Source organism: Aeromonas sp. QDB63, assembly GCF_027707425.1.
In the GTDB taxonomy this organism is placed as follows: domain Bacteria; phylum Pseudomonadota; class Gammaproteobacteria; order Enterobacterales; family Aeromonadaceae; genus Aeromonas; species Aeromonas caviae.
On record NZ_JAPCIS010000032.1, the window covers coordinates 23,616 to 45,732 of the forward strand.

Here is a 22,117-nt window from a genome sequence, read left to right on the forward strand (position 1 = left end):
ATGACCTCGGCTTGCTTTGGTACCATCGCAGGCCCCTGTCAGGAGCCTTTCATGTTGCCTCGTTGTCCCTCACTCGATGGACCCTTTGTCCGTCAATTCGATACCTTGTGCCTGCCGGGTCTTGAGACGCTGCCTCTTCATCGGGTCTGTTTTGATCCCGCCGCCTTCTCGCCGGAGTGCTTTGGGGCGCAGGGCATCATCCTGCCTGCTTCATTGCAGGGGGCTGCCCCCAGGCGCCTCGGGGAGTTTCTGGCAGGGCGTCTCGCAGCCCGTGAGGCCCTGCGACCCTTCGGTCTTGCAGGATGCAGCGTGGCCATCGGCGCTGCCCGGGAGCCACTCTGGCCTGAAGGGGTGGAGGGGAGCATCAGCCACAGCCGGCTGGCGGGAGAGGGGGTGGCCCTGTGTGCGGTGCGTCCGGGCCAGGAGGGAATCGGGCTGGATCTGGAGGCCTGGCTCGATGGCGACCAAGGGGCGCAGCTCTGGCCCGGCATCATGGATGGGGAGGAGTGGGGGCGGCTGGAGGCGGGGGTTCACGACGCCCAGCTGAGCCTGGCAGAGGGACTGACCCTGGTGTTTTCCGCCAAGGAAAGCCTCTTCAAGGGGCTCTATTCCCGGGTGGGGCGCTACTTTGACTTTCTCGATGCCCGCTGGCTCGCCATGACGGCGCAGACTCTCACCCTGGAGCTCAAATGCCCGCTGACACCGACCCTGCCAGCTGGCTGGCGCTGCACCCTGCACTGGCAAGCCCTGCCGGGGGGCGTGCTCACCGTCTTGCTGCTGTGAGCACGATGCCAGCGCCCGGATAACGCCAACGCAAAGCCCAGAGAAAGAAACCGCCATCAGGCGGGTTCTTTCTCTGGCACAGGGTATGGCTCAGGCCGACACGCCATGGTCGGCGCGCAGGCGAGGCACTTCGTCAGCGCGTCGGCGGGGCACGATGACAGGGGCCCCGTCGCCGGGGGCGTGCAGTATGTCCACATCGGTCTGGTAGAGGCGATCGATGAGGGGCTTGGTCACCACCTCCCGGGCTGGGCCCATGGCCTGGATGGCGCCATCCCCCAGGGCAATCAGCTCGTCGCAGTAGCGGGCGGCGGTGGCGAGATCGTGGATGACGATAAGCACCGTCTTGCCCTCGGCGGCGACCCGATGGATGGCCTCCATCACCTCGGTCTGGTGGCCGATGTCCAGCGCGCTGGTGGGCTCGTCCAGCAAGATGATGTCCGCATCCTGTGCCAGCACCATGGCGAGCCACACCCGCTGGGCCTGACCGCCGGACAGCGAACTGGCGCTCTGGTGCCAGATGGCATCGAGCTGCATCCGCTCCCGGGCCCAGTCCACCATGCGGGCATCTTCCTCGCTCCACTGATTGAACCAGCCCTGATGGGGATGGCGGCCATATTGCACCAGCTGCTCCACCAGGATACCGGGGGGGACCAGGGGACGTTGGGGCAGATAGGCGAGTTCCCGAGCCAGGGCTTTGGCGCCATAGGCACCGAGTGGCTTCTCCTTGAGCAGGATCTCCCCGGACCGGGGCTGCTCCTGTCCCGCAAGGAGCTTGAGCAGCGTGGATTTGCCGCCGCCGTTGGGGCCGACGATCCCCACCAGTTTGCCCCGGGGGAGGGAGAAGGATATCTCCTTGAAGATGGTCTTTTGCGGGTAGCCGAACTGGAGTCGGTTCACGGTGAGCGTCATCGGGCGGCCCTCGGTCTGTATTGAAAATGGATGAATGCCATGGTCAGTCGGCCTTCTGGCGATCTTTGAGCAGGATGAAGAGCAGCAGCAGGCCGCCGAGAATGCGGGTCATGATGCCGGTAGCCACTTCGTGGGGGCTGGCCAGCACCCGCACCAGGGTGTCACTGGCGAGCAGCATCAGGGCGCCGCACAGGGCGGCAATCCAGAGCGGCACGATGCGATCCCGGCTGAGCCAGGAGGCAAGGATGGGGGCCGCCATGGCAATGAAGACCACGGGGCCGCCGATGGCGGTGCCAAGGGCTGCGACGATGATGGCCTGGGCCAGCACCCCGAGCTGGACCCGGTTCACGTTGACCCCGAGGGTGCTGGCCGTCACCGGTCCCAGGCGCAGCACGCCGAGGGAGCGGGAGAGACAGACGGTCCAGGGACAGATGAGCAGGAGCAGCAGGCTCACCGGTAGCAGGGTGCCATAGCCCTGACCGACGAAGTTGCCCATGTTCCACAGATAGAGGCTGGTGAGGTGCACCAGGGACTGGGTGGACATGACGAACTGGCCGAGGGCGTTCATCAGCTCCGAGACCCCGATGCCGATCACCACGAACAGGTAGCCCTGCTCCCCCGGCTTGTTGCACAGGGCATAGAGCACGGCGGCGGCAAACAGGGCGCCGAAGGGGGCGGCCCACCAGGGCCAGGTGCCCAGCGTCAGATAGAGGGAGAAGATGATGATGGCCAGGGATGCCCCCTCGTTGACCCCGATCATGTCCGGGGTGGCGAGGCGGTTTCGCACCAGGGTCTGCACCAGGCAGCCCGAGAGTCCCATGGCGGCGCCGGCCACCAGCACCGCCAACAGGCGCGGCAGGCGGATTTTGAAGACGGTCACCTGATCGAGTCGGCTTCCCTCCCCGAGCAGGGTCTGGATCACCCCCATCATGGTGATCTTGCCGGAACCCAGGGTGAGGGCCAGCAGGGAGAGCAGGGTGAGGGCGACCAGGAGCCCCAGGGTGATGAGCCAGGCGCGGCGGTGCAGCAACAGGGTGCGGCTGCCAAGGCGAAGGCAGAGGGTGCCGCTCGGGAGTGAGAGAGAGTTCTTCATGGGCGTGGCACCTTATTTGACGGCCAGCAGGGAGCGGAAGCCGCCGCTGCGCACCACCAGGATGAGCACGGGCGCCCCGATGAGCGCCAGAATGACGCCGTTGGGCAGCTCGTAGGGCTGGATAAGCCAGCGGGCCAGCACATCGGCACCGAGCAGAAAGAGCACCCCGAACAGGGCAGAGAAGCGCACCTGGATGGCGAGGCGAACCGGCTCCACCAGGCGGGCGCAGTAGGCGGCGAGGAAGCCGACAAAGCCGATGGGACCGGCGATGGCGATGGCGCAGGCGGTGAAGAGCGTTGCGGCCAAGAGCACGCCGATCCGCACCCGGGTGGGGCGGATGCCGAGGGCCCTGGACTGGTGATCCCCCATCTGCATCAGGGTGAGAGGGCGACAGAGCGCCAGGGTCAGCAGCAGGGCGGCCAGGGCGAAGGGGACCACGGTGAGTACCGCTTCCAGACTGGAGGCGGCAAGGGACCCTAAGTTCCAGAAGCGGAACTGCTCCAGCACCACCCGGTTGGAGAGCAGCAGGAAGTTGGAAAGACCGCCGAAGGTGGCGGAGAGGGCGACCCCTACCAGGATGAGCTTGAGGGGGTTGGAGCGCCCCACCATGAGGCCGAGGCCCAGCACGATGAGGTTGCCGAGCAGGGCCCCCATGCCGGACCAGAGCAGATACCCGTAGGCGGATTCGACGCCAAACCAGGTGAGGCCGATCACCAGAGCAAAGACGGCGCCGGCATTGACCCCGAGCAGGCCGGGTTCGGCCAGAGGGTTGCGGGTGGCACTTTGCAGCATGGAAGCCGCCAGGGAGAGTGACGCCCCCACCACCAGGGCTGCCAGGGTACGGGGCAGGCGCAGGGTATGGACTATCATGGCGAGCTTTTCATCGGCCACGAAGGCGGGATCGCCCATCAGGAAACCGGCGACCTCGCGGCCACCATAGACACCGGCCCCGGTGGCCAGTGACAGACAAATCAGCAGGAAGAGGAGCAGCACGCCGAGCCAGAACAGCCGAGCTTGGTATCTGAGCACTCAATGACTCCTTGAATTCGGGGAGGCAGAAACGCAAAAAGGGAGCCCCGCGACCGGGGCTCCCGCATACAGGATGGATTACAGCTTGTAATCGACCCCTGCGTAGACGGTGCGACCTTCCAGGATGAAGTCGGCGTCGGTCGCCACCTCGTCACGCTGGGTGTTGGTGAGGTTGGTGATGCCGAGCTTGAAGTCCAGGGCCGGCGTGACGGTCCACTTGGTGTTCACGTCCAGGGTCTGGTAGTGCTTGGAGGTGAATGCCTGGGCGTTGCGGGCCGGCACCTTGATCACCTGGCTGCCGACATACTGCCAGGCCAGGTTGGCGCTGACCACGTCGCTCGCCTTCCAGTCCAGGCCGATGTTGCCGGTGTGATCCGGGGTCTTGGCCAGATCGTCACCCGTGCTCTTGTCTTCGGATTCCAGCAGGGTCAGGTTGCCGGTCAGCTGCACGTTGTCCAGCACGTCGAACCAGCCGGTCAGCTCCAGCCCCTTGATGCGGGCCTTCTTGACGTTGAGGTAGGTCATGACGGTCGGACGGTAGCCCGGGCCCCACTGATCGCTCTGGATCAGATCCTCGATCTCGTTGTGGAAGCCGGTCACCCCTGCGCCGAAGCGATCGGCGTTGTAGGCGGTGCCAAGCTCGTAGCTGACGGAGGTTTCCGGCTTCAGATCCGGGTTGCCTATCACCTTGCAGGCGCCGCGGCAGGCGGTGGTGGCGAACCCTTCGCTGGACTGGGCCAGGGTCGGGGCCTTGAACGCCTTGCCGGCGCCGCCCTTGATCACCCACTCGTCACTCAGGGAGTAGAGGGCGTAGGCACGGGGGCTGAACTCGTTGCCATAGGTCTCGTGGTGATCCAGACGGCCGGAGAGCGTCAGGGCCAGATCCCCAAAGCCGAACTCGTCTTGCAGGTAGAGAGCGCTCTGGCTCGCATCCACGCTGCCGTTCTGGATGCTGCGGCTGTGCTCCAGCTCGGTCTTGCGGAACTCTGCACCCGAGGTCAGCAGGTGATCCCCGAGGTAGCCGCTCAACTGGCCATCCACCGTGTTGTTGGTCTGGGTGATGTCGGCTGCGCCACCGTTGAGCTGGGAGTCATCCATCAGATCGGTCTGCTCGAAGTAGTAACGAGCGCGGCTGTCGAAGTGTTCCCAACGGCCGTTGTGGGTCAGCCCCAGGCTCAGGCGATCGAGTTTCTGCACGTTGTGGGGGGTAGCCGGTGCGGTCGGGGCACGGGGCACGTTGTTGAAGTAGCTGTCCATGTCGTTCTGGTTGTAACCCAGATCGAAGTCGATGTCCTGGTTGTCGGCCACCAGCCACTTCAGGCTGGAGAGCACGTTGACCACTTCCCGTTTCTCCAGGGCGTCGGCATCCGGGTTGTTGGACTGCTCGCTCTTCCAGCGATCCCGCTGATAGCCTTCCACCACCACGCTGCCCAGCAGCTTGTTGTCGATCAGGGCGCCGGAGACGAAGGCGCTACCCTGGTTGGCATCCCCGCCATCCCCCTTGGTGGGCATGGTGTGGGTGTAGCCGACGGCCGCTTCGGTGTTCTCCTTGGCCTGGCGCAGGATCACGTTGACCACGCCGCCGAGGGCATCGGCCCCGTACAGGGAGGAGACGGGACCGCGGATCACCTCGATGCGCTCGATGGCGGCCATGGGGATGGAGCTTAAGTCGAAGTCGTTGCCAAAGGAGCTGCCCAGGGTCTCGCGGGCGTTGACCCGCTTGCCGTTGACCAGCAGCAGGGTGTAGTCACCGCCCATGCCGCGGATCTTGATCTCGTTGCGACCCGTGGGGTTGGTGCCGATGATGTTGACACCGGGCACGTGCTTGAGGGCATCGCCGATGTTGTTGACGTTCATCTTGTCCAGATCGGCGCGGGTGACCACGGAGACGCTGGCCGGGGCGGTCAGCTCGGTGTGCTTGGTCTGGGTGGCGGTGACCACCACCGTCTCGTTGGCCTTGACGGACTCGGCCTGGGCCAGGCCCGGTACGGCCAGCAGACCAAGGGAGAGCAGAATGGGGTTCAGTTTAAAGAGGCCGTGCTGCAACTGCATTGTCAAAAACTCCATGGATATAACTGAGGTTATGGGGTCCGGATTCTTCTGATCCGGTGCTCACTGACTTCCTTGTCTGGCGGTGCCAGAGGCAGGATTATTGTTATCTCTTGTGCTCTTCAGGCCCCGGATGAGGAACCAGACACCGGCGCAGGCCACCAGGGTGCATGCAATGTTGATCCAGGCCAGGGTGGGGAAACCGTGCAGGGCGCCCCCCTCGTCGGAGACCAGATATCTGGCGGAGAACAGGCTGCCTAGGCCCGCCGCCACATTGGTGACCGAGCCCTGGAAAGACATGAAGGCGGCGCGCTGATGGGGGGCCGGAATGGCCGCCGTGACCGCGAGGGTGGTGCTGGCACGGGCGGAGCTCAGGGCCATGAAGAGGGTGAACAGCAGATAGAGAGGCAGGCCTGCCGGCAAGGCAAAGCCCACCAGGGTGATCAGGGCCAGGGCCAGGCTGGTGAGCAGGATGGCGCCCTGGGCGCGGCCCTGATCGATCCAGCCGCCGCACAGGCGCATAGTGGCCATGCTGGCAAGGCCGCCGCACAGATAGAGGCTGGCGATCTGCTCGCGCGGGAAACCCAGGTTGAACTGGAAGTAGTTGGCAAAGTGCGGAATGAGCAGGAAGTGGCCGAACATCTGCAGGCAGAGGATGAAGAGGGCTCCCTGGCAGAGCGGTGACCCCAGCAACTGGCGCATCCCCTGGCCTGCCGGGGCCCGGTTGACCGGCAGGGACGGCAGCCAGATGGCACACAGCAGGGCCAGCAGCAGGCCGCCAGCACCAAACAAGAGGAAGGGGCTCTGCCAGCCAGACCACTGGGCCAGCACGAGGGCCGCGGGCACGATCAGAATGGCGGCCAGGGAAAACGCCATGCCCACGTAGGCGAGACGGCGGCCCCGCTCGGCGGGCGGTACCAGATCCAGCACCGCCGCCATCAGGATGGCCCCAAGGGGGCCGGCGACGCAGCCGGACAGGATAAAGAGCAGCAGCAGGGTCTGGCTATCCTCGGCCAGGGCGCAAGCCATCAAGAGCAGGAAGCGCAGGACCAGCAGTACCAGCAGGGCGGGTTTGCGGTTGACCCGATCGAGCCAGGGGGCGGCCAGGAGGCCCAGCAGGGCGGCTCCCAGGGTGGCGCCGCCGCTGAAGTAACCTGTCTGCTCCGGCAGCATCCCCAGGCGGGTTACCAGTTCCGGGCCAAGGGGCATCACCATCATCATGCAGCCCATGGAGAGCATGTTGATGAGCAGCGCAAGGTGGATGGCGGCAGGGGTGGATGCGACGGATTCTGGCTTCATCAGAGGCTGACTCGAAAAAATGAGTCCGAATTGTATCCGAGGGTTTTTGTTGTGACAACAAATGATAACCATTTTTATTTGTATTGATTGGTATCTTAACGAGTCTTTATCAGGTGCCTCTGTATGGGGTTGCATACCAGGCCCGTTGCAATCGGGGCGCCATGGACCATGATGGCAGGAAGCGAGAGGGTGGCGGTGAACGCCGGGAGGAGAAGATGCGCGCTGGATCAGGGTATTGGGGGCTTGGGTGCTGCCTGTTGCTGGCATTGCCCCTGAGGGCCGAAGTGAAGGTCATACCGGTATTCGAGGCGGATGCCGCGGTGCAGACGCTCAAGGAGATCTACCCGGATCTCGGGGTGAGCGCCATGGGCAACCAGCTGGTACTGAGCGGAACCCCCGCCCAGTTGCAGGAGGCCGAGCGTACCCTGGCGCAAGTGAACCAGCCGCCCCAAAGCCTGCTCATCGAGTGGCGGGTGGATGGCGCCTCCAGCAGTCAGCAGGCCGGAGTGGGGCTGGGCCTGGATGCCAAACGGCAGTGGCTGCTGGAGGGGAATGCCCGGCACTATGAACGCAGCCAGAGTGACAACTGGCAGGTGCGTGGCCTCTCCGGGCGGCCCGTGTTGTTGCAGATGGGGTCCTATCAGCCGGTCACCTTTTACCAGTGGCAGGGGGGAAGGGTGGTGGGCATGATGCCGCTGATGAACGGTCTCTACGCCACCGCGACCCTGATAGGGGACAGGGTGCAGGTGGCCCTCAGCAGTGAACAGGTAAGAGTGGAGCGAGGCAACATACACACCGGCCAGAGTGCCACCGAGGTGAGCGGCGCCCCGGGCCAGTGGCTGACGGTGGGGGAGCTTTCCACAACCCAAGGCAGCCGGGAGGCCGCGATCGCCAATCCATCAGGCATGGGCGGGGCCAGCGGCAGCGAACGCCAGACTCTGCAGATCCGGGTCACGCGCCAGTGAACCAGCCTGTCAGTGGGGCTGATCCAGAGCGTAATCCCGCAACTGGCGGCTTCTCAGCAGATACCAGAGCGCCCAGAGGCTGGCGATGAGCACCAGGGCGGTGGGCCAGTTGAACGACCACTGCTGCAGATTGAGGCTGTGCAGTTGCATCACCAGGCCGCTCGCGGTGGAGCAAAGCAGCAGAGCGCGGCTGTGGCGTCTGAGCCAGGCTCTGGCACTGTGGGTCTGGCGATGGGTGCCGCCGCAGGCGAGCAGCGCCAGCATGGCGGGCACGTCCGTCAGCAGGCTGATATAGAGGGTGAGCTTGTCCGGGTAGAAGAGGGTCAGGATGGCGCTGCCACTCTCCCGGGTGACCCCCGCCATCAGAAACAGCCAGACCGAGCGGGTCAGCAAGAGGGCGATGGGCCAGAACCAGAGCGGGGGGCGCAACTGGCCGTGATCGTCGTAACGGTGTTCGGGGTAGAGGGTCATAGTGGCCCGGTATCCATTCATGCAGTGCGAGTGATGAAGGGGATATGGGGCACAGGGCAGGTCATTGCAAGGCCGGCAACGGCCGGGAATTAATCGGGGGGCCATGCCCCCCAATCCGCAGTCTTTAGTTGCCGGGTTCCGGCGTCACAGCCAGCCTTTTCGCTTGAAGAAGAGACCGGTGCCCAGCGATGACATCACCATCAGCACCAGGGAGAGGGGATAGCCGTATTCCCAGGCGAGCTCCGGCATGCGACCGAAGTTCATGCCGTAGATGCTGGCGATGAGCGTCGGCGGCAGGAAGATCACCGCGGCTACCGAGAAGATCTTGATCACCTTGTTCTGCTCCAGATTGGTCACCCCCATAGAGGCCTCCAGCTGGAAGTTGATCTTGTCGAACAGGAACTGGGTATGGGGCAGCAGGGATTCCACGTCGTGCAGCATCTCGTCGATCCACTTGTTCTGCTCCCCCGTCATGCGCTGGCGCAGACTGCGTTTGAGGAAGCGCAGGGCGCGGCGGGTATCGTGCAGGGAGAGACGGATCTGGCCGTTGGCCTCTTCCTGGGCCATCAGCTCCTTGAGCATGGGGTTGATCTGGTCCGGCTCGAAGATCTGATCGGCGGTGTTCTCCAGGGTCTTGTAGCCATCCTCGATCAGGTCTGAGAGGTACTCCACCTTGAGGTTCTGCACCTCCAGCAGGATGTCGAGGGCGTCTTCGACCTCCAGCCTGTCCTGGCGCATGTAGTGGCGCAGCAGACGCACCAGGCCGATGTCATCCTCGCGGATGCTGATCAGCAGGTTGTTGCGCAGGGTAAAGGAGACGTGCACACCCTTGGTGTCGCGACCGATGCGCTGGGGAAACAGGGAGTGGATGTGCAGACCGTCGGTGTCCCAGTAGAAGCGGGCGGATGCCTCGATGTCATCGAGCTCCTCCTTGTCAGGCACCTCCTCCAGGAACAGGCCCGTCAACCATTCTCGCTCCGCTGTGTCCGGCTTGTAGGCATCCAGCCAGACGGTGTTGTCGGGAACGATGTCATCCGGCCCGAGCGTGACTATGTCCAGCACCTTGTTGTTGAGAATGTAGGCGGTGATCATCTGTCCCCCCTTAAGAAGTCATGGGTAATCAGGGATGGTTGCACAGGTTCATGCGGCCTTAGATCGCACGGAAAGCGATCCCATGAAATAGCATAACGAGGCCGATGGACAACCTGAATGCGGCGAACTATACAGGGGCGGGACCCGCTTGTCAGGGCCTATTCATCAGGGGTTCAGCCTGTTCGCTCAAAAAATCGGCGAGGTCGGATCAGCCGTGGCGACCCTGATGCGGGTGATCCCGGCGTCGCCTCCTTTGTTCGCCCTGGAGTGGGGGAGGGCCCGAGCTCACCGGCGGGAATGGCGGGTTTATGGTCGCCCTGCGACAGTCCCCGGCCAAGCGCAGGAAACGGTCTCCGTGCGGTGTTCCGGGGCTGCGTCTCCTTGTTATCTGCTCTGGTGTGCGTGGGCAAGCCTGTTACAGATTGGGGTAGTTGGGGCCCGAGCCACCCTGGGGCGGCGTCCAGACGATATTCTGGCTGGGATCCTTGATGTCGCAGGTTTTGCAGTGAATGCAGTTGGCGGCGTTGATCTGCAGCCTTGGCAGGGTATCCCCATCAAGGATCTCGAACACCCCCGCCGGGCAGTAGCGCTGGGCGGGTTCGGCCCAGGTGGGCAGGTTGACCTCGACCGGAATGCGCGCGTCCTGAAGGGTCAGGTGACAGGGTTGATCCTCGTCGTGGCTGGTGCTGGCCAGATAGACGGAAGAGAGCTTGTCGAAGCTGAGCTTGCCGTCGGGTTTGGGGTAGTCGATGGGCTGGCAACGGCTGGCCAGGCGCAGCTGGCGGTAATCCGGTTCCTTGTCCAGCAGAGTAAAAGGAGAGGTCAAGGCAAAGAGTCGCTGCTCCAGCCAGTTGAAAGCGCCGCCGAGCCAGGGGCCGAAGCGGTGCAGGGCGGCCCCGACGTTGCGGGCCCTCTTCAGTTCCCGGGTCAGCCAGCTTTGCAGCAGCGCGTCCTGAAACTCGGCCAGATCCCGTCCCCCTTCATCCCCTCCTCGCAGTGCCATGGCGACCGTCGCGGCCGCCACCATGCCGGACTTCATGGCGGTGTGGATCCCCTTGATGCGGGAGAAGTCGAGGGTGCCCGCGTCACAACCGATGAGCAGACCGCCGGGAAAGTGCATGCGCGGCAATGAGTGCCAGCCCCCCTTGGTGATGGCCCGCGCGCCGTAGCTGATGCGCTCACCCCCCTGCAACGTTGCCGCGATGAGGGGGTGGTGCTTGAGACGCTGGAATTCGTCAAAGGGGCTGAGCCAGGGATTCTGGTAGTTGAGATCGACGATAAGGCCGACCGCCACCTGATCCTGGGCCAGATGATAGAGATAGAAGCCCCCCTGACTCTTGTTGCCCTTTCCCTCACCAAGGGGCCAGCCGCTGCCATGGAGCACCCGCCCAGGATGGGATTGCCCCACAGGCACCTGCCACACCTCCTTGAAGCCGATGGCGTAATGCTGCGGCTGGGCGCTATTTTCCAGATGGAATCGGGCGATCAGCTGTTTGCCGAGGTGGCCGCGCGCCCCTTCGGCAAACAGGGTATAGCGGCCATACAGGGCCATGCCGGGCACGTGATCCGGCTTGGGGTTGCCCTCCTTGTCGAGGCCAAGATCGCCGGTCACCACCCCGCGTACCCGGCCCTCCTCCACGATGAGGGTGCTCGCCGCAAAGCCCGGGTAGATCTCGACACCGAGGGCCTCGGCCTGCTTGCCGAGCCAGCGGCAGAGGGTGCCGAGGCTGATGATGTGGCTGCCGTCGTTGTGCATGCGGGGTGGCACCGCCCAGTGGGGCAGCTGCAGGGAGCGGCTGTCGCTTTGCAGCAGATGGACCTGATCATCCGTCACCGGCACGCCGAGGGGGGCCTCCTGCCAGCTCTCTGGCAGCAGCTCCCTGAGGGCGACGGGATCGAGCAGGGCGCCGGAGATCAGGTGGGCGCCGATCTCGGCCCCCTTCTCCAGCAGGCAGACCGAGAGGGCCGGGGCCTGCTGCTTCAATGCGATGGCGGCGCTCAGGCCTGCCGGGCCGCCACCGACGATGACGACATCAAATTCCATTGCTTCGCGTTCCATCTTGCCTCTGTGCTCGACTTGGCCTAGGGTAGTGTTGGTAGTTTACGTAAACGTAAACCACTTTGTCAGCAGAAAAGTGAGTGACGACAAGGTGGATCCACACAACAGGTATGAGGGATGACCGCCATGAAGCTGCTGGTCGCAGTCAAACGGGTCGTTGATTACAACGTCAGGATCCGGGTCAAGGGGGATGGCTCCGATGTGGAGCTCGCCAATGTGAAGATGGGCATCAACCCGTTTTGTGAAATCGCGGTGGAGGAGGGGGTCAGGCTGCGGGAAGCCGGCGTGGCATCCGAGCTGGTGGTGGTGACCTTCGGCCCCGAGGCGGCGGCCGAGCAGTTGCGCCATGCCCTGGCGCTGGGGGCGGATCGGGCGCTGCACTATGTCACCGACGAGACCCTGACTCCGCTCACCGTGGCCCGGGCCCTGCAAACGGTGTGCGGGCAGGAGCAGCCCGATCTGGTGCTGCTCGGCAAACAGTCCATCGATTCGGACAACAACCAGGTAGGGCAGATGCTCGCCGCCCTCAATGACTGGCCGCTTGCCACCTTCGCTTCCGCCATCAGGCTGGTGGAGGGGGAATTGCAGGTGACCCGCGAGATAGACGGTGGCCTCGAGACCCTCGGGATGGCGCTGCCCGCCGTGGTGACCGTGGACTTGCGCCTCAACGAGCCGCGCTTCGCCTCCCTCCCCAACATCATGAAGGCCAAGCGCAAGCCGCTGGAGAGCCAGCCGTTCGCCGCCCTCGGGGTAGTGCCGGCCGGCCAGACACGGCAGCTCGGAGTGATGGCGCCGCCGGTGCGCAGCGCCGGCATCAGGGTGGGCTCGGTGGACGAGCTGCTGGACAAGCTCAAGCACGAAGCCCGGGTGCTCTGATGGGCAGGGGCATGAGAGGGATGCCTCCCGCAGGCGTGAGCGCCATGCATGGGGCAGCGGCCCCGGGGAGCAAGGGATCAATGGATGACATGAAGGTGCTGCCATGAGCGTACTTGTGATTGCGGAACATCATCAGGGGCGGATCGCCGACAACCTGGCCCAGCTGGTCACGGCGGCGGGGCGCCTGGGGGGCGAGGTGCATCTCTTGCTGCTGGGGCAGGGGCTGATGGAGGCGGGGGAGCAGGCCGCCGCCCTCACGGGAGTAAACCGGGTGCTGCTGGCAGAACATCCCATGCTGGCGGAGGGGCTCAACGACGGGGTCGACAGACTGCTCGCCGAGGTGGCCAGGGACTACCAGCACTGCCTGATGGCGGCCAGCAGCCAGGGCAAGGATCTGCTGCCGCGAGTGGCGGCCAGGCTTGGGGTGGAGATGATCGCCGAGGTGACCGGCATCGAGGGGCCCGACACTTTCCTGCGTCCCATCTATGCGGGCAACGCCATCGCCCGGGTGGCAAGCAGCGCCCCCATCAAGGTGCTCACCGTGCGGCCTACCGCGTTCGCCAAGGCCGGGTCCGGGGAGGAGCGTGCCGTGATGGAATCGCTGCCGGTGGCCGAGGTGCGCTGCCGTACCCGGCTCATCGAGCGGTGTGCGGTGCGCTCCGCCAGACCCGAGCTCGGGGCGGCCCGGGTGGTGGTCTCCGGCGGGCGGGCGCTCGGCTCGAAAGAGCACTTTGCCCTCATCGACGCCCTGGCGGACAAGCTGGGGGCTGCCGTCGGGGCATCGCGGGCCGCCGTGGATGCCGGTTATGTCTCCAACGACCTGCAGGTGGGGCAGACCGGCAAGGTGGTGGCCCCCGAGCTCTACATCGCGGTGGGCATCTCGGGCGCCATCCAGCATCTGGCGGGGATGAAGGAGTCCAAGGTGATCGTCGCCATCAACAAGGACGCGGAGGCCCCCATCTTCCAGGTGGCGGACTACGGTCTGGTGGGGGATCTCTTCACCCTGCTGCCGGAGCTCACCGCCAAGCTGTAAATTTGCCACAAAGGGGCGAAGAAAGCCGTCCGTGCTGTCTTGCCCCCGTTTCCATGCATATTCTCTGCAAGCCCTGGCCCGTTCAGGGCTTTTGTCTGATGGGTGCCCGGTGGCACCAGGGCAAAAGGTTGCGCTGGATCCCAAAAAGCCTTTGCCCCCACGGGGGACTGTCGTGTAAAAACGTTCGAGTCACCGATCACACACATCCATTCACGGAAAGCGTCATGAGCAAACAGATTTACAACTTCTGCGCCGGCCCCGCCATGTTGCCGGTTGAAGTCATGGAGCGCGCCCAGCGCGAATTTTGTAATTTCCAGGGGCTGGGAGCCTCGGTCATGGAGCTTTCCCATCGCGGCAAGCCCTATATGGCGGTCGCCGAGAAGGCCGAAGCGGACCTGCGCGACCTGCTGGCGGTGCCGGACAACTACAAGGTGCTCTTCATGCACGGCGGTGGCCGCGGCCAGTTCTCCGCCGTGCCCATGAACCTGCTGGGTGGCGCCAACAAGAAGGCGGATTACCTGGTGACCGGCGTCTGGGCCCAGAGCGCCGTGGATGAAGCCCAGAAATACGGTGACATCCAGACCTTCCAGGGGGTGGCCAAGAACGAGCAGGGGGTCTCCCACCTGCTGCCGACGCCGGCGTTTCGCGCCGATGCCGCCTATGTGCACTACTGCCCGAACGAAACCATCGATGGCATCGAGATGTTCGACATCCCGGCCACCGGCGATGTGCCCCTGGTGGCGGATCTCTCCTCCACCATCCTCTCCCGTCCCCTCGACGTGAGCCGCTTCGGCATCCTCTACGCCGGTGCCCAGAAGAACATAGGCCCCTCTGGTCTGGCCATCGCCATCGTGCGCGATGACCTGCTGAACCAGGCCCGCGCCGATGTGCCGTCCATCTTCGACTACCAGCTCACCGCCAAGAACGACTCCATGTTCAACACGCCCCCCACCTACGCCTGGTACCTGGCCGGTCTGGTGTTCGAGTGGCTCAAGGAGCAGGGTGGCCTGGCGGCGATGGAAGCACGCAACAAGGAGAAGGCCGACTTCCTCTACGGCTACCTCGATCAGTCGAGCTTCTATGGCAACAAGGTGGATGTGGCCTGCCGCTCCCGCATGAACGTGCCCTTCCAGCTGAAGAACGAGGCCCTGGACAAGCTGTTCCTGGCGGAGTCGGAAGCGGCCGGTCTGCTGGCCCTCAAGGGACACCGCATCGTCGGTGGCATGCGCGCCAGCCTCTACAACGCCATGCCCCTGGAAGGGGTCAAGGCCCTGGTCAGCTTTATGGATGACTTTGCCAAACGCCACGGTTGAGGCGTGCCTCCCCATTGCCAGACGCCGGGGACTCCCCGGCGTCTGTTTTTCAGACCCATCCTGACCCAGGCTGCCCTCTCCCGCGGTCGTGCCACTGTCGAACTTGCCGCGGGGGACGCGGGCTGTTAACGTCCGGTCAGGTGATTTAATTGAGATCGAACAGGAAGTCTATGAATTCGTTGCGTTTGGAACCCATTTCTAGCGTGGCCGGGGTGGTCAATCTGCCCGGCTCCAAGAGTGTCTCTAACCGGGCCCTGCTGCTGGCGGCCCTGGCCCGGGGCACCACCCGGCTGACCAACCTGCTCGACAGCGATGACATCCGCCACATGCTGGCGGCGCTGACCCAGCTCGGCGTCAAGTACAAGCTCTCCGCCGACAAGACCGAGTGCACCGTGCACGGTCTGGGTCGCAGCTTCGCGGTCTCGGCACCGGTCAACCTGTTCCTCGGCAATGCCGGTACTGCCATGCGCCCCCTGTGCGCCGCCCTGTGCCTGGGCTCCGGCGAGTACACCCTGGGCGGCGAGCCGCGCATGGAAGAGCGCCCCATCGGCCACCTGGTGGATGCCCTGCGCGAAGCGGGTGCCCACATCCAGTACCTGAAGAAAGATGGCTATCCGCCCCTGGTGGTGGATGCCAAGGGGCTCTGGGGTGGCGATGTCCACATCGACGGCTCCGTCTCCAGCCAGTTCCTGACGGCGTTTTTGATGGCGGCCCCCATGGCGGCCGGCGACACCCGCATCCACATCAAGGGGGAGCTGGTCTCCAAGCCCTACATCGACATCACCCTGCACATCATGAAGCAGTTCGGGGTGGTCATCGAGCACGACGACTACAAGGTGTTCTACATCAAGGGCAACCAGACCTATGTCAGCCCGGGGGACTTCCTGGTGGAAGGGGATGCCTCCAGCGCCTCCTACTTCCTCGCGGCGGGTGCCATCAAGGGCAAGGTGCGGGTTACCGGCATCGGCAAGCACAGCATCCAGGGGGACATCCACTTCGCCGACGTACTGGAGAAGATGGGGGCCCGTATCACCTGGGGCGATGACTTCATCGAGGCCGAGCAGGGGCCGCTCAAGGGCATCGACATGGACATGAACCACATCCCGGATGCGGCCATGACCATCGCCACCACGGCGCTGTTTGCCGAGGGCACCACCACCATCCGCAACATCTACAACTGGCGGGTGAAGGAGACCGACCGCCTGCACGCCATGGCGACCGAGCTGCGCAAGCTGGGCGTGGAAGTGGAGGAGGGGCACGACTTCATCACCGTGATCCCGCCCGCACAGCTGACCCACGCGGCCATCGACACCTACAACGATCACCGCATCGCCATGTGCTTCTCCCTGGTGGCGCTCTCCGATACGCCTGTCACCATCAATGATCCGGGTTGCACCTCCAAGACCTTCCCGGACTACTTCGACAAGCTGGCCAGCGTCAGTCAGGCCTGAGCCCTTTCGGCCCGCTTCGTGCGGGCCTTTTCATCTCTGCCCCCCGCTTTTTTCATGCCTCCTAGCAGCATTATGCAAACTTGCAAGGTGCGATAATAAAATTCCTTGCCGAAGAATGTAATTTTCTATTTACACCGACCCGGCACAGGGCTAGATTGAGATCTCTTTATCGCAGTCATCTAGCAGGAAACTTGGTCATGCAGCATCAAACCGACGACGTTCGTATCAGTGAAATCAAAGAGTTATTGCCCCCGGTTGCGGTGCTTGAGAAGTTTCCGGCGACCGACACCGCCTCGGCCACCGTGTTTGAATCCCGTCAGGCCATCCACAACATCCTGGCCGGCGACGATGATCGCCTGCTGGTGGTGATCGGCCCCTGCTCCATCCACGATCCGGTCGCCGCCCTGGAATACGGCAAACGCCTCAAGGTGCTGCGCGACGAGCTGAAAGATCAGCTGGAGATCGTGATGCGGGTCTACTTCGAAAAACCCCGTACCACAGTGGGCTGGAAGGGGCTGATCAACGACCCCTACCTCGACAACAGCTGCCAGATCAACGACGGCCTGCGCCTGGGTCGCAAGCTCTTGCTGGATCTCAACGACATGGGGCTGCCGACCGCCTCCGAGTTCCTCGACATGATCACCCCGCAATACGTGGCGGATCTGATGAGCTGGGGTGCCATCGGCGCCCGTACCACCGAATCCCAGGTACACCGCGAGCTGGCCTCCGGTCTCTCCTGCCCGGTGGGCTTCAAGAACGGCACCGACGGCACCATCAAAGTGGCCATCGACGCCATCGGCGCCGCCAGCGCCCCGCACCACTTCCTGTCGGTGACCAAGTACGGGCACTCCGCCATCGTCTCGACCGCTGGCAACCCGGACTGTCACATCATCCTGCGTGGTGGCCGCGAGCCCAACTACAGCGCCCGTCACGTGGATGAGGTGGTGAGTGGTCTGGACAAGGCCGGTCTGCCCCAGAAAGTGATGATCGACTTCAGCCACGCCAACAGCAGCAAGCAGTTCAAGAACCAGATGCTGGTGGCCGAGGACGTGGCCGGTCAGCTGCGTGCCGGCAGCAAGGCGGTGTTCGGCGTCATGGTGGAGAGTCACCTGGTGGAAGGGCGTCAGGATCTGGTGGACGGGTGCGAGCTCACCTTCGGCCAGAGCATCACCGACGCCTGCATCGGCTGGGCCGATACCGAGGTGCTGCTGCGCAACCTGGCGGACGCCGTGGCCGCTCGCAACGCCCTCTGAGCCCAAGGCGCCCCGTTGGCGGGGCAATAAAAAAGCGCGACCCTGGGTCGCGCTTTTTGTTTGGCCATCTCTCGACAGGTCGCGGTTTACTTGGCCCGCTCCTGGTGGCCGCGCAGGCGGATGTTGATCATCTCCACCACCAGCGAGAAGGCCATGGCGAAGTAGATGTAACCCTTGGGAATGTGCAGATCCAGCCCTTCGGCCATCAGCGCCACCCCGACCAGGATAAGGAAGGAGAGGGCCAGCATCTTGATGGTGGGGTGGGTATCGACGAAGTCGCCGATGGCCTTGGCGGCAAACATCATGACGCCGACGGCGATGATGATGGCCAGCACCATGACAGGGACATGATCCGCCATGCCCACGGCTGTGATGACGGAGTCCAGGCTGAAGATGATGTCGAGGATGGCGATCTGCACCAGGGTGGACAGGAAGCCCGCGGTCTTGCTCACCACACCCGCCTCTTCGGCGGCCCCTTCCAGGCTCTGGTGGATCTCGTGGGTGCTCTTGGCGATGAGGAACAGACCCCCCACCAGCAAGATGAGATCCCGTCCCGAGATGGCTTCCCCCAGCACGGTGAAGAGGGGCTCGGTGAGGCGCATCACCCAGGCCAGGGAGAGCAGCAGCAGGATGCGGGTGCCCATGGCGAGCCCCAGCCCCAGGATGCGCGCTTTCTGGCGCAGGGCTTCCGGCAGGCGACCCACCAGGATGGAGATGAAAATGATGTTGTCGATGCCGAGCACGATCTCGAGCAGGGTCAGGGTGGCGAGCGCGACCCAGGCGGAGGGGTCCGCAATCCATTCCAGCATGATGGAACCTTGGTTGAACAGTGATTGAGGTAGAAGTCGCGCATTTTAGCAGGGGGTCATGGCTTGTCCCAGTGGCGGGAAAAGATAAAAATGGCGGCGATCCAACAGGAGGGAAACATGTTTCGATTAGGGCTCATCATCAACCCCGTCGCCGGCATCGGCGGGGCCGTCGGTCTCAAGGGCAGTGACGGCATGGTCGCCGAGGCGCTGGCGCGCGGGGCCGTCCCCAAGGCCCGGGAGCGGGCCCGCCAGGCCCTGTTGCCCCTGTGCGAGCTGACCACCCCATTCGAGCTGCTGACGGTGGCCGAAGAGATGGGGGCCGACCTCGCCTCCGAGCTGGGGCTGCCCCATCGCATCGTCCATCGGCCTGCCGGGGCGCAGACGAGCGCCGAGGACACCCGGGCTGCCGCCCTGGCCCTGCGCGATGCCGGGGTGGATCTGCTGCTCTTCGCCGGTGGCGATGGCACCGCCCGGGACATCTGCGCGGCGGTGGGGGAGTCCTGCCATGTGCTCGGCATCCCGGCGGGGTGCAAGATCCACTCCGGGGTCTATGGGGTGACGCCGGCGGCGAGCGGCCGGGTGGCGGCCAGAATGATCGCGGGGGAGCTCCTGAGCCTGGTGGATGCGGAGGTGATGGACATCGACGAGGAGGCGTTTCGCGCCGGCAAGGTGCGCGCCCGCCACTACGGCCAGCTGCTGGTGCCCGGGGATCTGCGCTACGTGCAGGCGGTCAAGCAGGGGGGGCGGGAGTCCGAGGAGCTGGTGCTCGCCGATCTTGCCGCCGGTGTGGTGGAGCAGATGGAGCCCGATACCCTCTACCTGATGGGGTCGGGGAGCACGGTGGCCGCCTGCATGGGGGAGCTGGGTCTGGAAAATACCTTGCTCGGTGTGGATCTGGTGGAAAATGGCCAACTTATCGGGCAGGATCTGTCCGCCGCCGAGATCCTGACCCGGATCCGCGGCCGTCGCTGCCGTCTGATCATCACCCTGATCGGCGGTCAGGGACATCTGTTCGGGCGCGGAAATCAGCAATTGAGTCCAGACGTGATCCGGGCCGTCGGGCGCGAGCATATCCAGGTGCTCGCCACCAAAGCCAAGCTGGCGGCGCTAGAAGGCCGTCCGCTGCTGGTGGACACCGACGATCCGGCACTGAACCGGTCGTTGAGTGGTTATCTGCGCATAACCACGGGATACAAGGATCAGGTCATCTACCCGGTGGCCAACCCGGAATAGGACATCAAGGATGCGGCTGGCCTGGCGCCAGAGAGCCGCGATCAACCGGATCGCGGTTCCACTCCCCGAATTTTTTGCCGGCAACCCCGGAAATGAGGCTGCGTTAAATGACGATTCACGATTTTGAACACAAGTTGTTGGGACTGATCGACGCCATGGTCGCCACGGCCAGCGAAGACGAGCTGTTTGCGGGCGGCTATCTGCGAGGGCACATCTCCCTTGCGGTGGCGCGCGCCGAGCTGGAGGGCAAGACCCTGGTGCGGGACGTCAAGAGCTATGTGCTGCGCAGCCTGAACGAGGCCATCTTGCAGGGTGAGCTCTCCGAGCAGGACGAGGTGCTGGTGCAGGAGATGTGGAAGCGTCTGCAGGCCCAGGCGGAAGCTTGATCCCATTCGCAGTTCAAACACAAGTTTAAGTAATCTGCTTCCCTGAGTGTTATCAAAAGGTTAATAATGAGGCTCGCCTTTTGTTTCAGGGATTAAACCATGGCCTCCACCTCACGCATTGCCACCAGACTGCCGCTCGAGATGCTCTATCACTGGGAGCGGCAGTGTCCCGACCGAATCTATCTGCGTCAGACCATCCACCGCGAATACGTCGACTTCACCTGGGGTGAGGTCGCCGACGAGGCGCGGCGCATGGTGTCGGCACTGCGCGCCCTGGGCCTGGTGCCCGGTGACAAGGTGGCGTTGCTCTCCAAGAACTGCGCCCAGTGGTTCATCGCCGATCTGGCGATGCAGATGGGGGGATATGTGAGCGTGCCCATCTACCCCACCGCCAACGTCGACACCATCGAATACGTGCTGCGCCACAGCGAAACCAGGGCGATCTTCGTCGGCAAGCTGGACGACTGGAAGAGCCAGGAGGCGGGGGTGCCCGGGGATCTGCTGCGTATCGCCCTGCCTTACGACACCATGCCGGCCACCCACCAGTGGGACGATCTGCTGGCGCAATACGACCCCATCCCGGACAGCCCGGTGCAGGCGCCGGATGCCCTGCTGAGCCTGGTCTACACCTCCGGCAGCACCGGCAAGCCCAAGGGGGCCATGCTGAGCGTGGAGCGCTACGCCTGGTCCTGCGAGAAGCTGGTGGAGGCGGTCTCCCTCACCGCCGAGGATCGCGGCTTCTCCTACCTGCCCCTTGCCCACATCACCGAGCGGGTCTACATCTACGGCGGCAGCCTGTTCAGCGGTGCCACCATCGCCTTCCCCGAATCCCTCGACACCTTCATCGAGGACGTCAAGCGCTGCCGTCCCACCGTCTTCATCTCGGTGCCGCGGCTCTGGGCCATGTTCCGCATCAAGATCCACGAGAAGCTGCCCCAGAAAAAGCTGGCGCTGCTGCTCAAGATCCCCCTCGTCTCCAGCCTCATCAAGAGCAAGCTGCAAAAGGGGCTGGGGCTGGATCAGGCGCGGGTGCTGGGCTGCGGCTCTGCGCCGGTGGCCCCGGCGCTGCTGGAGTGGTATCACAGCATCGGCATCCATATCACCGAGGCCTGGGGCATGACCGAGAACCACGCCTACTCCACCCTCAACTACCCGTTCCGGGCGGACAAGATAGGCACCGTCGGCAAGGCCGGGCCCGGGGTGACCATCAAGATCTCCGACGAGGGGGAGATCCTCTGTCGCTGCGACGGCATGATGGTGGGCTACTACAAGGATCCCGAGCACAGTGCAGAGGCCATCGACGCCGAGGGCTGGCTGCACACCGGTGACATGGGCAAGCTGGACAGGGAGGGTTACCTCACCATCACCGGCCGCATGAAGGACGTCTTCAAGACCGCCAAGGGCAAGTACGTGGCCCCGGTGCCCATCGAGGGGATGCTCGGGCAGGAGCCCATCATCGAGCAGCTCTGCGTCATCGGCTACGGCATGCCGCAGCCGGTCGCCCTGGTGCAGCTCGCCGAGAGCGCCATGAAGGGGGACAAGGCCGGGGTGGAGGCCCAGCTGGAGGCTGCCCTCAACCGGGTCAACGACAAGCTGGAATCCCACGCTCGCCTGCGGGGCATCCTGGTGGTCAAGAGCCCCTGGAACATCGAGAACGGGGTGCTGACCCCCACCATGAAGATCCGCCGCCACCTGCTGGAACAAAAATACGCGGACATCGGCGAGCGCTGGTCCGGCAGCCAGCGCATCCTGTGGGAGTCCTGACAGGGGCCGGCGCCGCCATATGGGCCACATCAATGACAGTCGGGGGAGCCAGTGGCTCCCCCGCTGTATTTCAGGGGGAAGCAAGCCGACAGGGGGCTGGGGCATTGACCCCTTCCCCGACGTTTCCCGCCGCCGCCATACCGCCCCGCGTCGAGGGAACGGCAGGGAAAGGTATTTGCAAAATCCATGGAGAGGCGGGATCCCAGTGGTTTGGCAAATGCATCTTGGGGTCACACACGGGGGCTGCAAG

General features: G+C 64.3%; 19 protein-coding genes. 10 read left to right on the top strand and 9 right to left on the bottom strand.

The features are described from left to right. Positions 1-51: 51 nt before the first annotated feature. Positions 52-783, top strand: a complete 732-nt coding sequence (locus PG879_RS16765; RefSeq protein WP_029314400.1) for a 4'-phosphopantetheinyl transferase family protein — start codon at positions 52-54, stop codon at positions 781-783. 90 nt (positions 784-873) lie between these two features. Here the strand turns inward: PG879_RS16765 and PG879_RS16770 are convergent, their stop codons facing one another. The 5 genes from PG879_RS16770 to PG879_RS16790 all read right to left on the bottom strand — a co-directional run bounded on the left by PG879_RS16770 (position 874) and on the right by PG879_RS16790 (position 7,162). Next, a complete protein-coding gene (locus PG879_RS16770) occupies positions 874-1,692 on the bottom strand; it encodes an amonabactin ABC transporter ATP-binding protein (RefSeq protein ID WP_010674442.1) in 819 nt (272 codons plus the stop codon). A gap of 43 nt (positions 1,693-1,735) precedes the next feature. Then, the gene (locus PG879_RS16775; RefSeq protein ID WP_010674443.1) at positions 1,736-2,785 is read right to left on the bottom strand and encodes an amonabactin ABC transporter permease subunit 1; all 1,050 of its coding nucleotides are present in this window, start codon (positions 2,783-2,785) and stop codon (positions 1,736-1,738) included. Positions 2,786-2,797: 12 nt separating this feature from the next. After that, complete coding sequence (locus PG879_RS16780; RefSeq protein ID WP_010674444.1) at positions 2,798-3,814, bottom strand: amonabactin ABC transporter permease subunit 2; 1,017 nt, start codon at positions 3,812-3,814, stop codon at positions 2,798-2,800. A 78-nt stretch (positions 3,815-3,892) separates the two neighbouring features. Beyond that, positions 3,893-5,866: a siderophore amonabactin TonB-dependent receptor gene (locus PG879_RS16785; protein WP_270830458.1), complete on the bottom strand. Its 1,974-nt coding sequence runs from the start codon at positions 5,864-5,866 to the stop codon at positions 3,893-3,895. Between the two features lie 60 nt (positions 5,867-5,926). After that, on the bottom strand, positions 5,927-7,162 hold the full coding sequence (locus tag PG879_RS16790; RefSeq protein WP_103259985.1) for an MFS transporter: 1,236 nt from the start codon (positions 7,160-7,162) through the stop codon (positions 5,927-5,929). Positions 7,163-7,377: 215 nt separating this feature from the next. Here PG879_RS16790 and PG879_RS16795 point away from each other — a divergent pair, with 215 nt between their 5' ends. Next, positions 7,378-8,127, top strand: a complete 750-nt coding sequence (locus tag PG879_RS16795) for a hypothetical protein (protein WP_223952977.1) — start codon at positions 7,378-7,380, stop codon at positions 8,125-8,127. A 9-nt stretch (positions 8,128-8,136) separates the two neighbouring features. On the opposite strand, the gene PG879_RS16800 is transcribed toward PG879_RS16795, so the two are convergent. The 3 genes from PG879_RS16800 to PG879_RS16810 all read right to left on the bottom strand — a co-directional run bounded on the left by PG879_RS16800 (position 8,137) and on the right by PG879_RS16810 (position 11,749). Then, positions 8,137-8,598, bottom strand: coding sequence for a DUF2919 domain-containing protein (locus tag PG879_RS16800; protein WP_043155869.1), 462 nt, complete (start codon positions 8,596-8,598; stop codon positions 8,137-8,139). Between the two features lie 144 nt (positions 8,599-8,742). Next, complete coding sequence (gene corA / locus PG879_RS16805) at positions 8,743-9,690, bottom strand: magnesium/cobalt transporter CorA (RefSeq protein WP_005301617.1); 948 nt, start codon at positions 9,688-9,690, stop codon at positions 8,743-8,745. Between the two features lie 415 nt (positions 9,691-10,105). Further along, positions 10,106-11,749, bottom strand: a complete 1,644-nt coding sequence (locus PG879_RS16810; RefSeq protein ID WP_182976549.1) for an electron transfer flavoprotein-ubiquinone oxidoreductase — start codon at positions 11,747-11,749, stop codon at positions 10,106-10,108. A 126-nt stretch (positions 11,750-11,875) separates the two neighbouring features. Between PG879_RS16810 and PG879_RS16815 the strand changes: the two genes are divergently transcribed. From PG879_RS16815 to aroG, 5 genes are all read left to right on the top strand, one after another. Continuing rightward, positions 11,876-12,625 carry an electron transfer flavoprotein subunit beta/FixA family protein gene (locus PG879_RS16815; RefSeq protein ID WP_041215927.1) on the top strand — a complete coding sequence of 250 codons (750 nt, stop codon included), beginning with the start codon at positions 11,876-11,878 and terminating at the stop codon, positions 12,623-12,625. Positions 12,626-12,728: 103 nt separating this feature from the next. After that, positions 12,729-13,658 carry an electron transfer flavoprotein subunit alpha/FixB family protein gene (locus tag PG879_RS16820; RefSeq protein ID WP_236758320.1) on the top strand — a complete coding sequence of 310 codons (930 nt, stop codon included), beginning with the start codon at positions 12,729-12,731 and terminating at the stop codon, positions 13,656-13,658. Between the two features lie 224 nt (positions 13,659-13,882). Continuing rightward, positions 13,883-14,971: a 3-phosphoserine/phosphohydroxythreonine transaminase gene (serC, locus tag PG879_RS16825; RefSeq protein ID WP_010674452.1), complete on the top strand. Its 1,089-nt coding sequence runs from the start codon at positions 13,883-13,885 to the stop codon at positions 14,969-14,971. A gap of 170 nt (positions 14,972-15,141) precedes the next feature. Continuing rightward, positions 15,142-16,422: a 3-phosphoshikimate 1-carboxyvinyltransferase gene (gene aroA / locus PG879_RS16830; protein WP_042863731.1), complete on the top strand. Its 1,281-nt coding sequence runs from the start codon at positions 15,142-15,144 to the stop codon at positions 16,420-16,422. 197 nt (positions 16,423-16,619) lie between these two features. Further along, on the top strand, positions 16,620-17,675 hold the full coding sequence (gene aroG, locus PG879_RS16835) for a 3-deoxy-7-phosphoheptulonate synthase AroG (RefSeq protein WP_041212942.1): 1,056 nt from the start codon (positions 16,620-16,622) through the stop codon (positions 17,673-17,675). 86 nt (positions 17,676-17,761) lie between these two features. Here aroG and PG879_RS16840 read toward each other — a convergent pair whose 3' ends face one another. Continuing rightward, positions 17,762-18,484, bottom strand: a complete 723-nt coding sequence (locus tag PG879_RS16840; protein ID WP_270830459.1) for a TerC family protein — start codon at positions 18,482-18,484, stop codon at positions 17,762-17,764. Positions 18,485-18,601: 117 nt separating this feature from the next. Here PG879_RS16840 and PG879_RS16845 point away from each other — a divergent pair, with 117 nt between their 5' ends. From PG879_RS16845 to PG879_RS16855, 3 genes are all read left to right on the top strand, one after another. Continuing rightward, positions 18,602-19,717: an ATP-NAD kinase family protein gene (locus tag PG879_RS16845; RefSeq protein WP_270830460.1), complete on the top strand. Its 1,116-nt coding sequence runs from the start codon at positions 18,602-18,604 to the stop codon at positions 19,715-19,717. Positions 19,718-19,824: 107 nt separating this feature from the next. Beyond that, the gene (locus PG879_RS16850) at positions 19,825-20,103 is read left to right on the top strand and encodes a YfcL family protein (RefSeq protein ID WP_010674457.1); all 279 of its coding nucleotides are present in this window, start codon (positions 19,825-19,827) and stop codon (positions 20,101-20,103) included. A 99-nt stretch (positions 20,104-20,202) separates the two neighbouring features. After that, on the top strand, positions 20,203-21,867 hold the full coding sequence (locus PG879_RS16855) for an AMP-binding protein (RefSeq protein WP_270830461.1): 1,665 nt from the start codon (positions 20,203-20,205) through the stop codon (positions 21,865-21,867). Positions 21,868-22,117: the final 250 nt, after the last annotated feature.

Coding starts and splice junctions, on each gene's coding strand:
- PG879_RS16820 (WP_236758320.1), top strand. CDS start 12,729: ATGAGCGTACTTGTGATTGCGGAACATCATCAGGGGCGGATCGCCGAC.
- PG879_RS16795 (WP_223952977.1), top strand. CDS start 7,378: ATGCGCGCTGGATCAGGGTATTGGGGGCTTGGGTGCTGCCTGTTGCTG.
- PG879_RS16840 (WP_270830459.1), bottom strand. CDS start 18,484: ATGCTGGAATGGATTGCGGACCCCTCCGCCTGGGTCGCGCTCGCCACC.
- serC (WP_010674452.1), top strand. CDS start 13,883: ATGAGCAAACAGATTTACAACTTCTGCGCCGGCCCCGCCATGTTGCCG.
- PG879_RS16855 (WP_270830461.1), top strand. CDS start 20,203: ATGGCCTCCACCTCACGCATTGCCACCAGACTGCCGCTCGAGATGCTC.
- PG879_RS16785 (WP_270830458.1), bottom strand. CDS start 5,866: ATGCAGTTGCAGCACGGCCTCTTTAAACTGAACCCCATTCTGCTCTCC.
- PG879_RS16765 (WP_029314400.1), top strand. CDS start 52: ATGTTGCCTCGTTGTCCCTCACTCGATGGACCCTTTGTCCGTCAATTC.
- PG879_RS16850 (WP_010674457.1), top strand. CDS start 19,825: ATGACGATTCACGATTTTGAACACAAGTTGTTGGGACTGATCGACGCC.
- aroG (WP_041212942.1), top strand. CDS start 16,620: ATGCAGCATCAAACCGACGACGTTCGTATCAGTGAAATCAAAGAGTTA.
- PG879_RS16775 (WP_010674443.1), bottom strand. CDS start 2,785: ATGAAGAACTCTCTCTCACTCCCGAGCGGCACCCTCTGCCTTCGCCTT.
- PG879_RS16770 (WP_010674442.1), bottom strand. CDS start 1,692: ATGACGCTCACCGTGAACCGACTCCAGTTCGGCTACCCGCAAAAGACC.
- PG879_RS16790 (WP_103259985.1), bottom strand. CDS start 7,162: ATGAAGCCAGAATCCGTCGCATCCACCCCTGCCGCCATCCACCTTGCG.
- PG879_RS16815 (WP_041215927.1), top strand. CDS start 11,876: ATGAAGCTGCTGGTCGCAGTCAAACGGGTCGTTGATTACAACGTCAGG.
- aroA (WP_042863731.1), top strand. CDS start 15,142: ATGAATTCGTTGCGTTTGGAACCCATTTCTAGCGTGGCCGGGGTGGTC.
- PG879_RS16800 (WP_043155869.1), bottom strand. CDS start 8,598: ATGACCCTCTACCCCGAACACCGTTACGACGATCACGGCCAGTTGCGC.
- PG879_RS16810 (WP_182976549.1), bottom strand. CDS start 11,749: ATGGAACGCGAAGCAATGGAATTTGATGTCGTCATCGTCGGTGGCGGC.
- corA (WP_005301617.1), bottom strand. CDS start 9,690: ATGATCACCGCCTACATTCTCAACAACAAGGTGCTGGACATAGTCACG.
- PG879_RS16845 (WP_270830460.1), top strand. CDS start 18,602: ATGTTTCGATTAGGGCTCATCATCAACCCCGTCGCCGGCATCGGCGGG.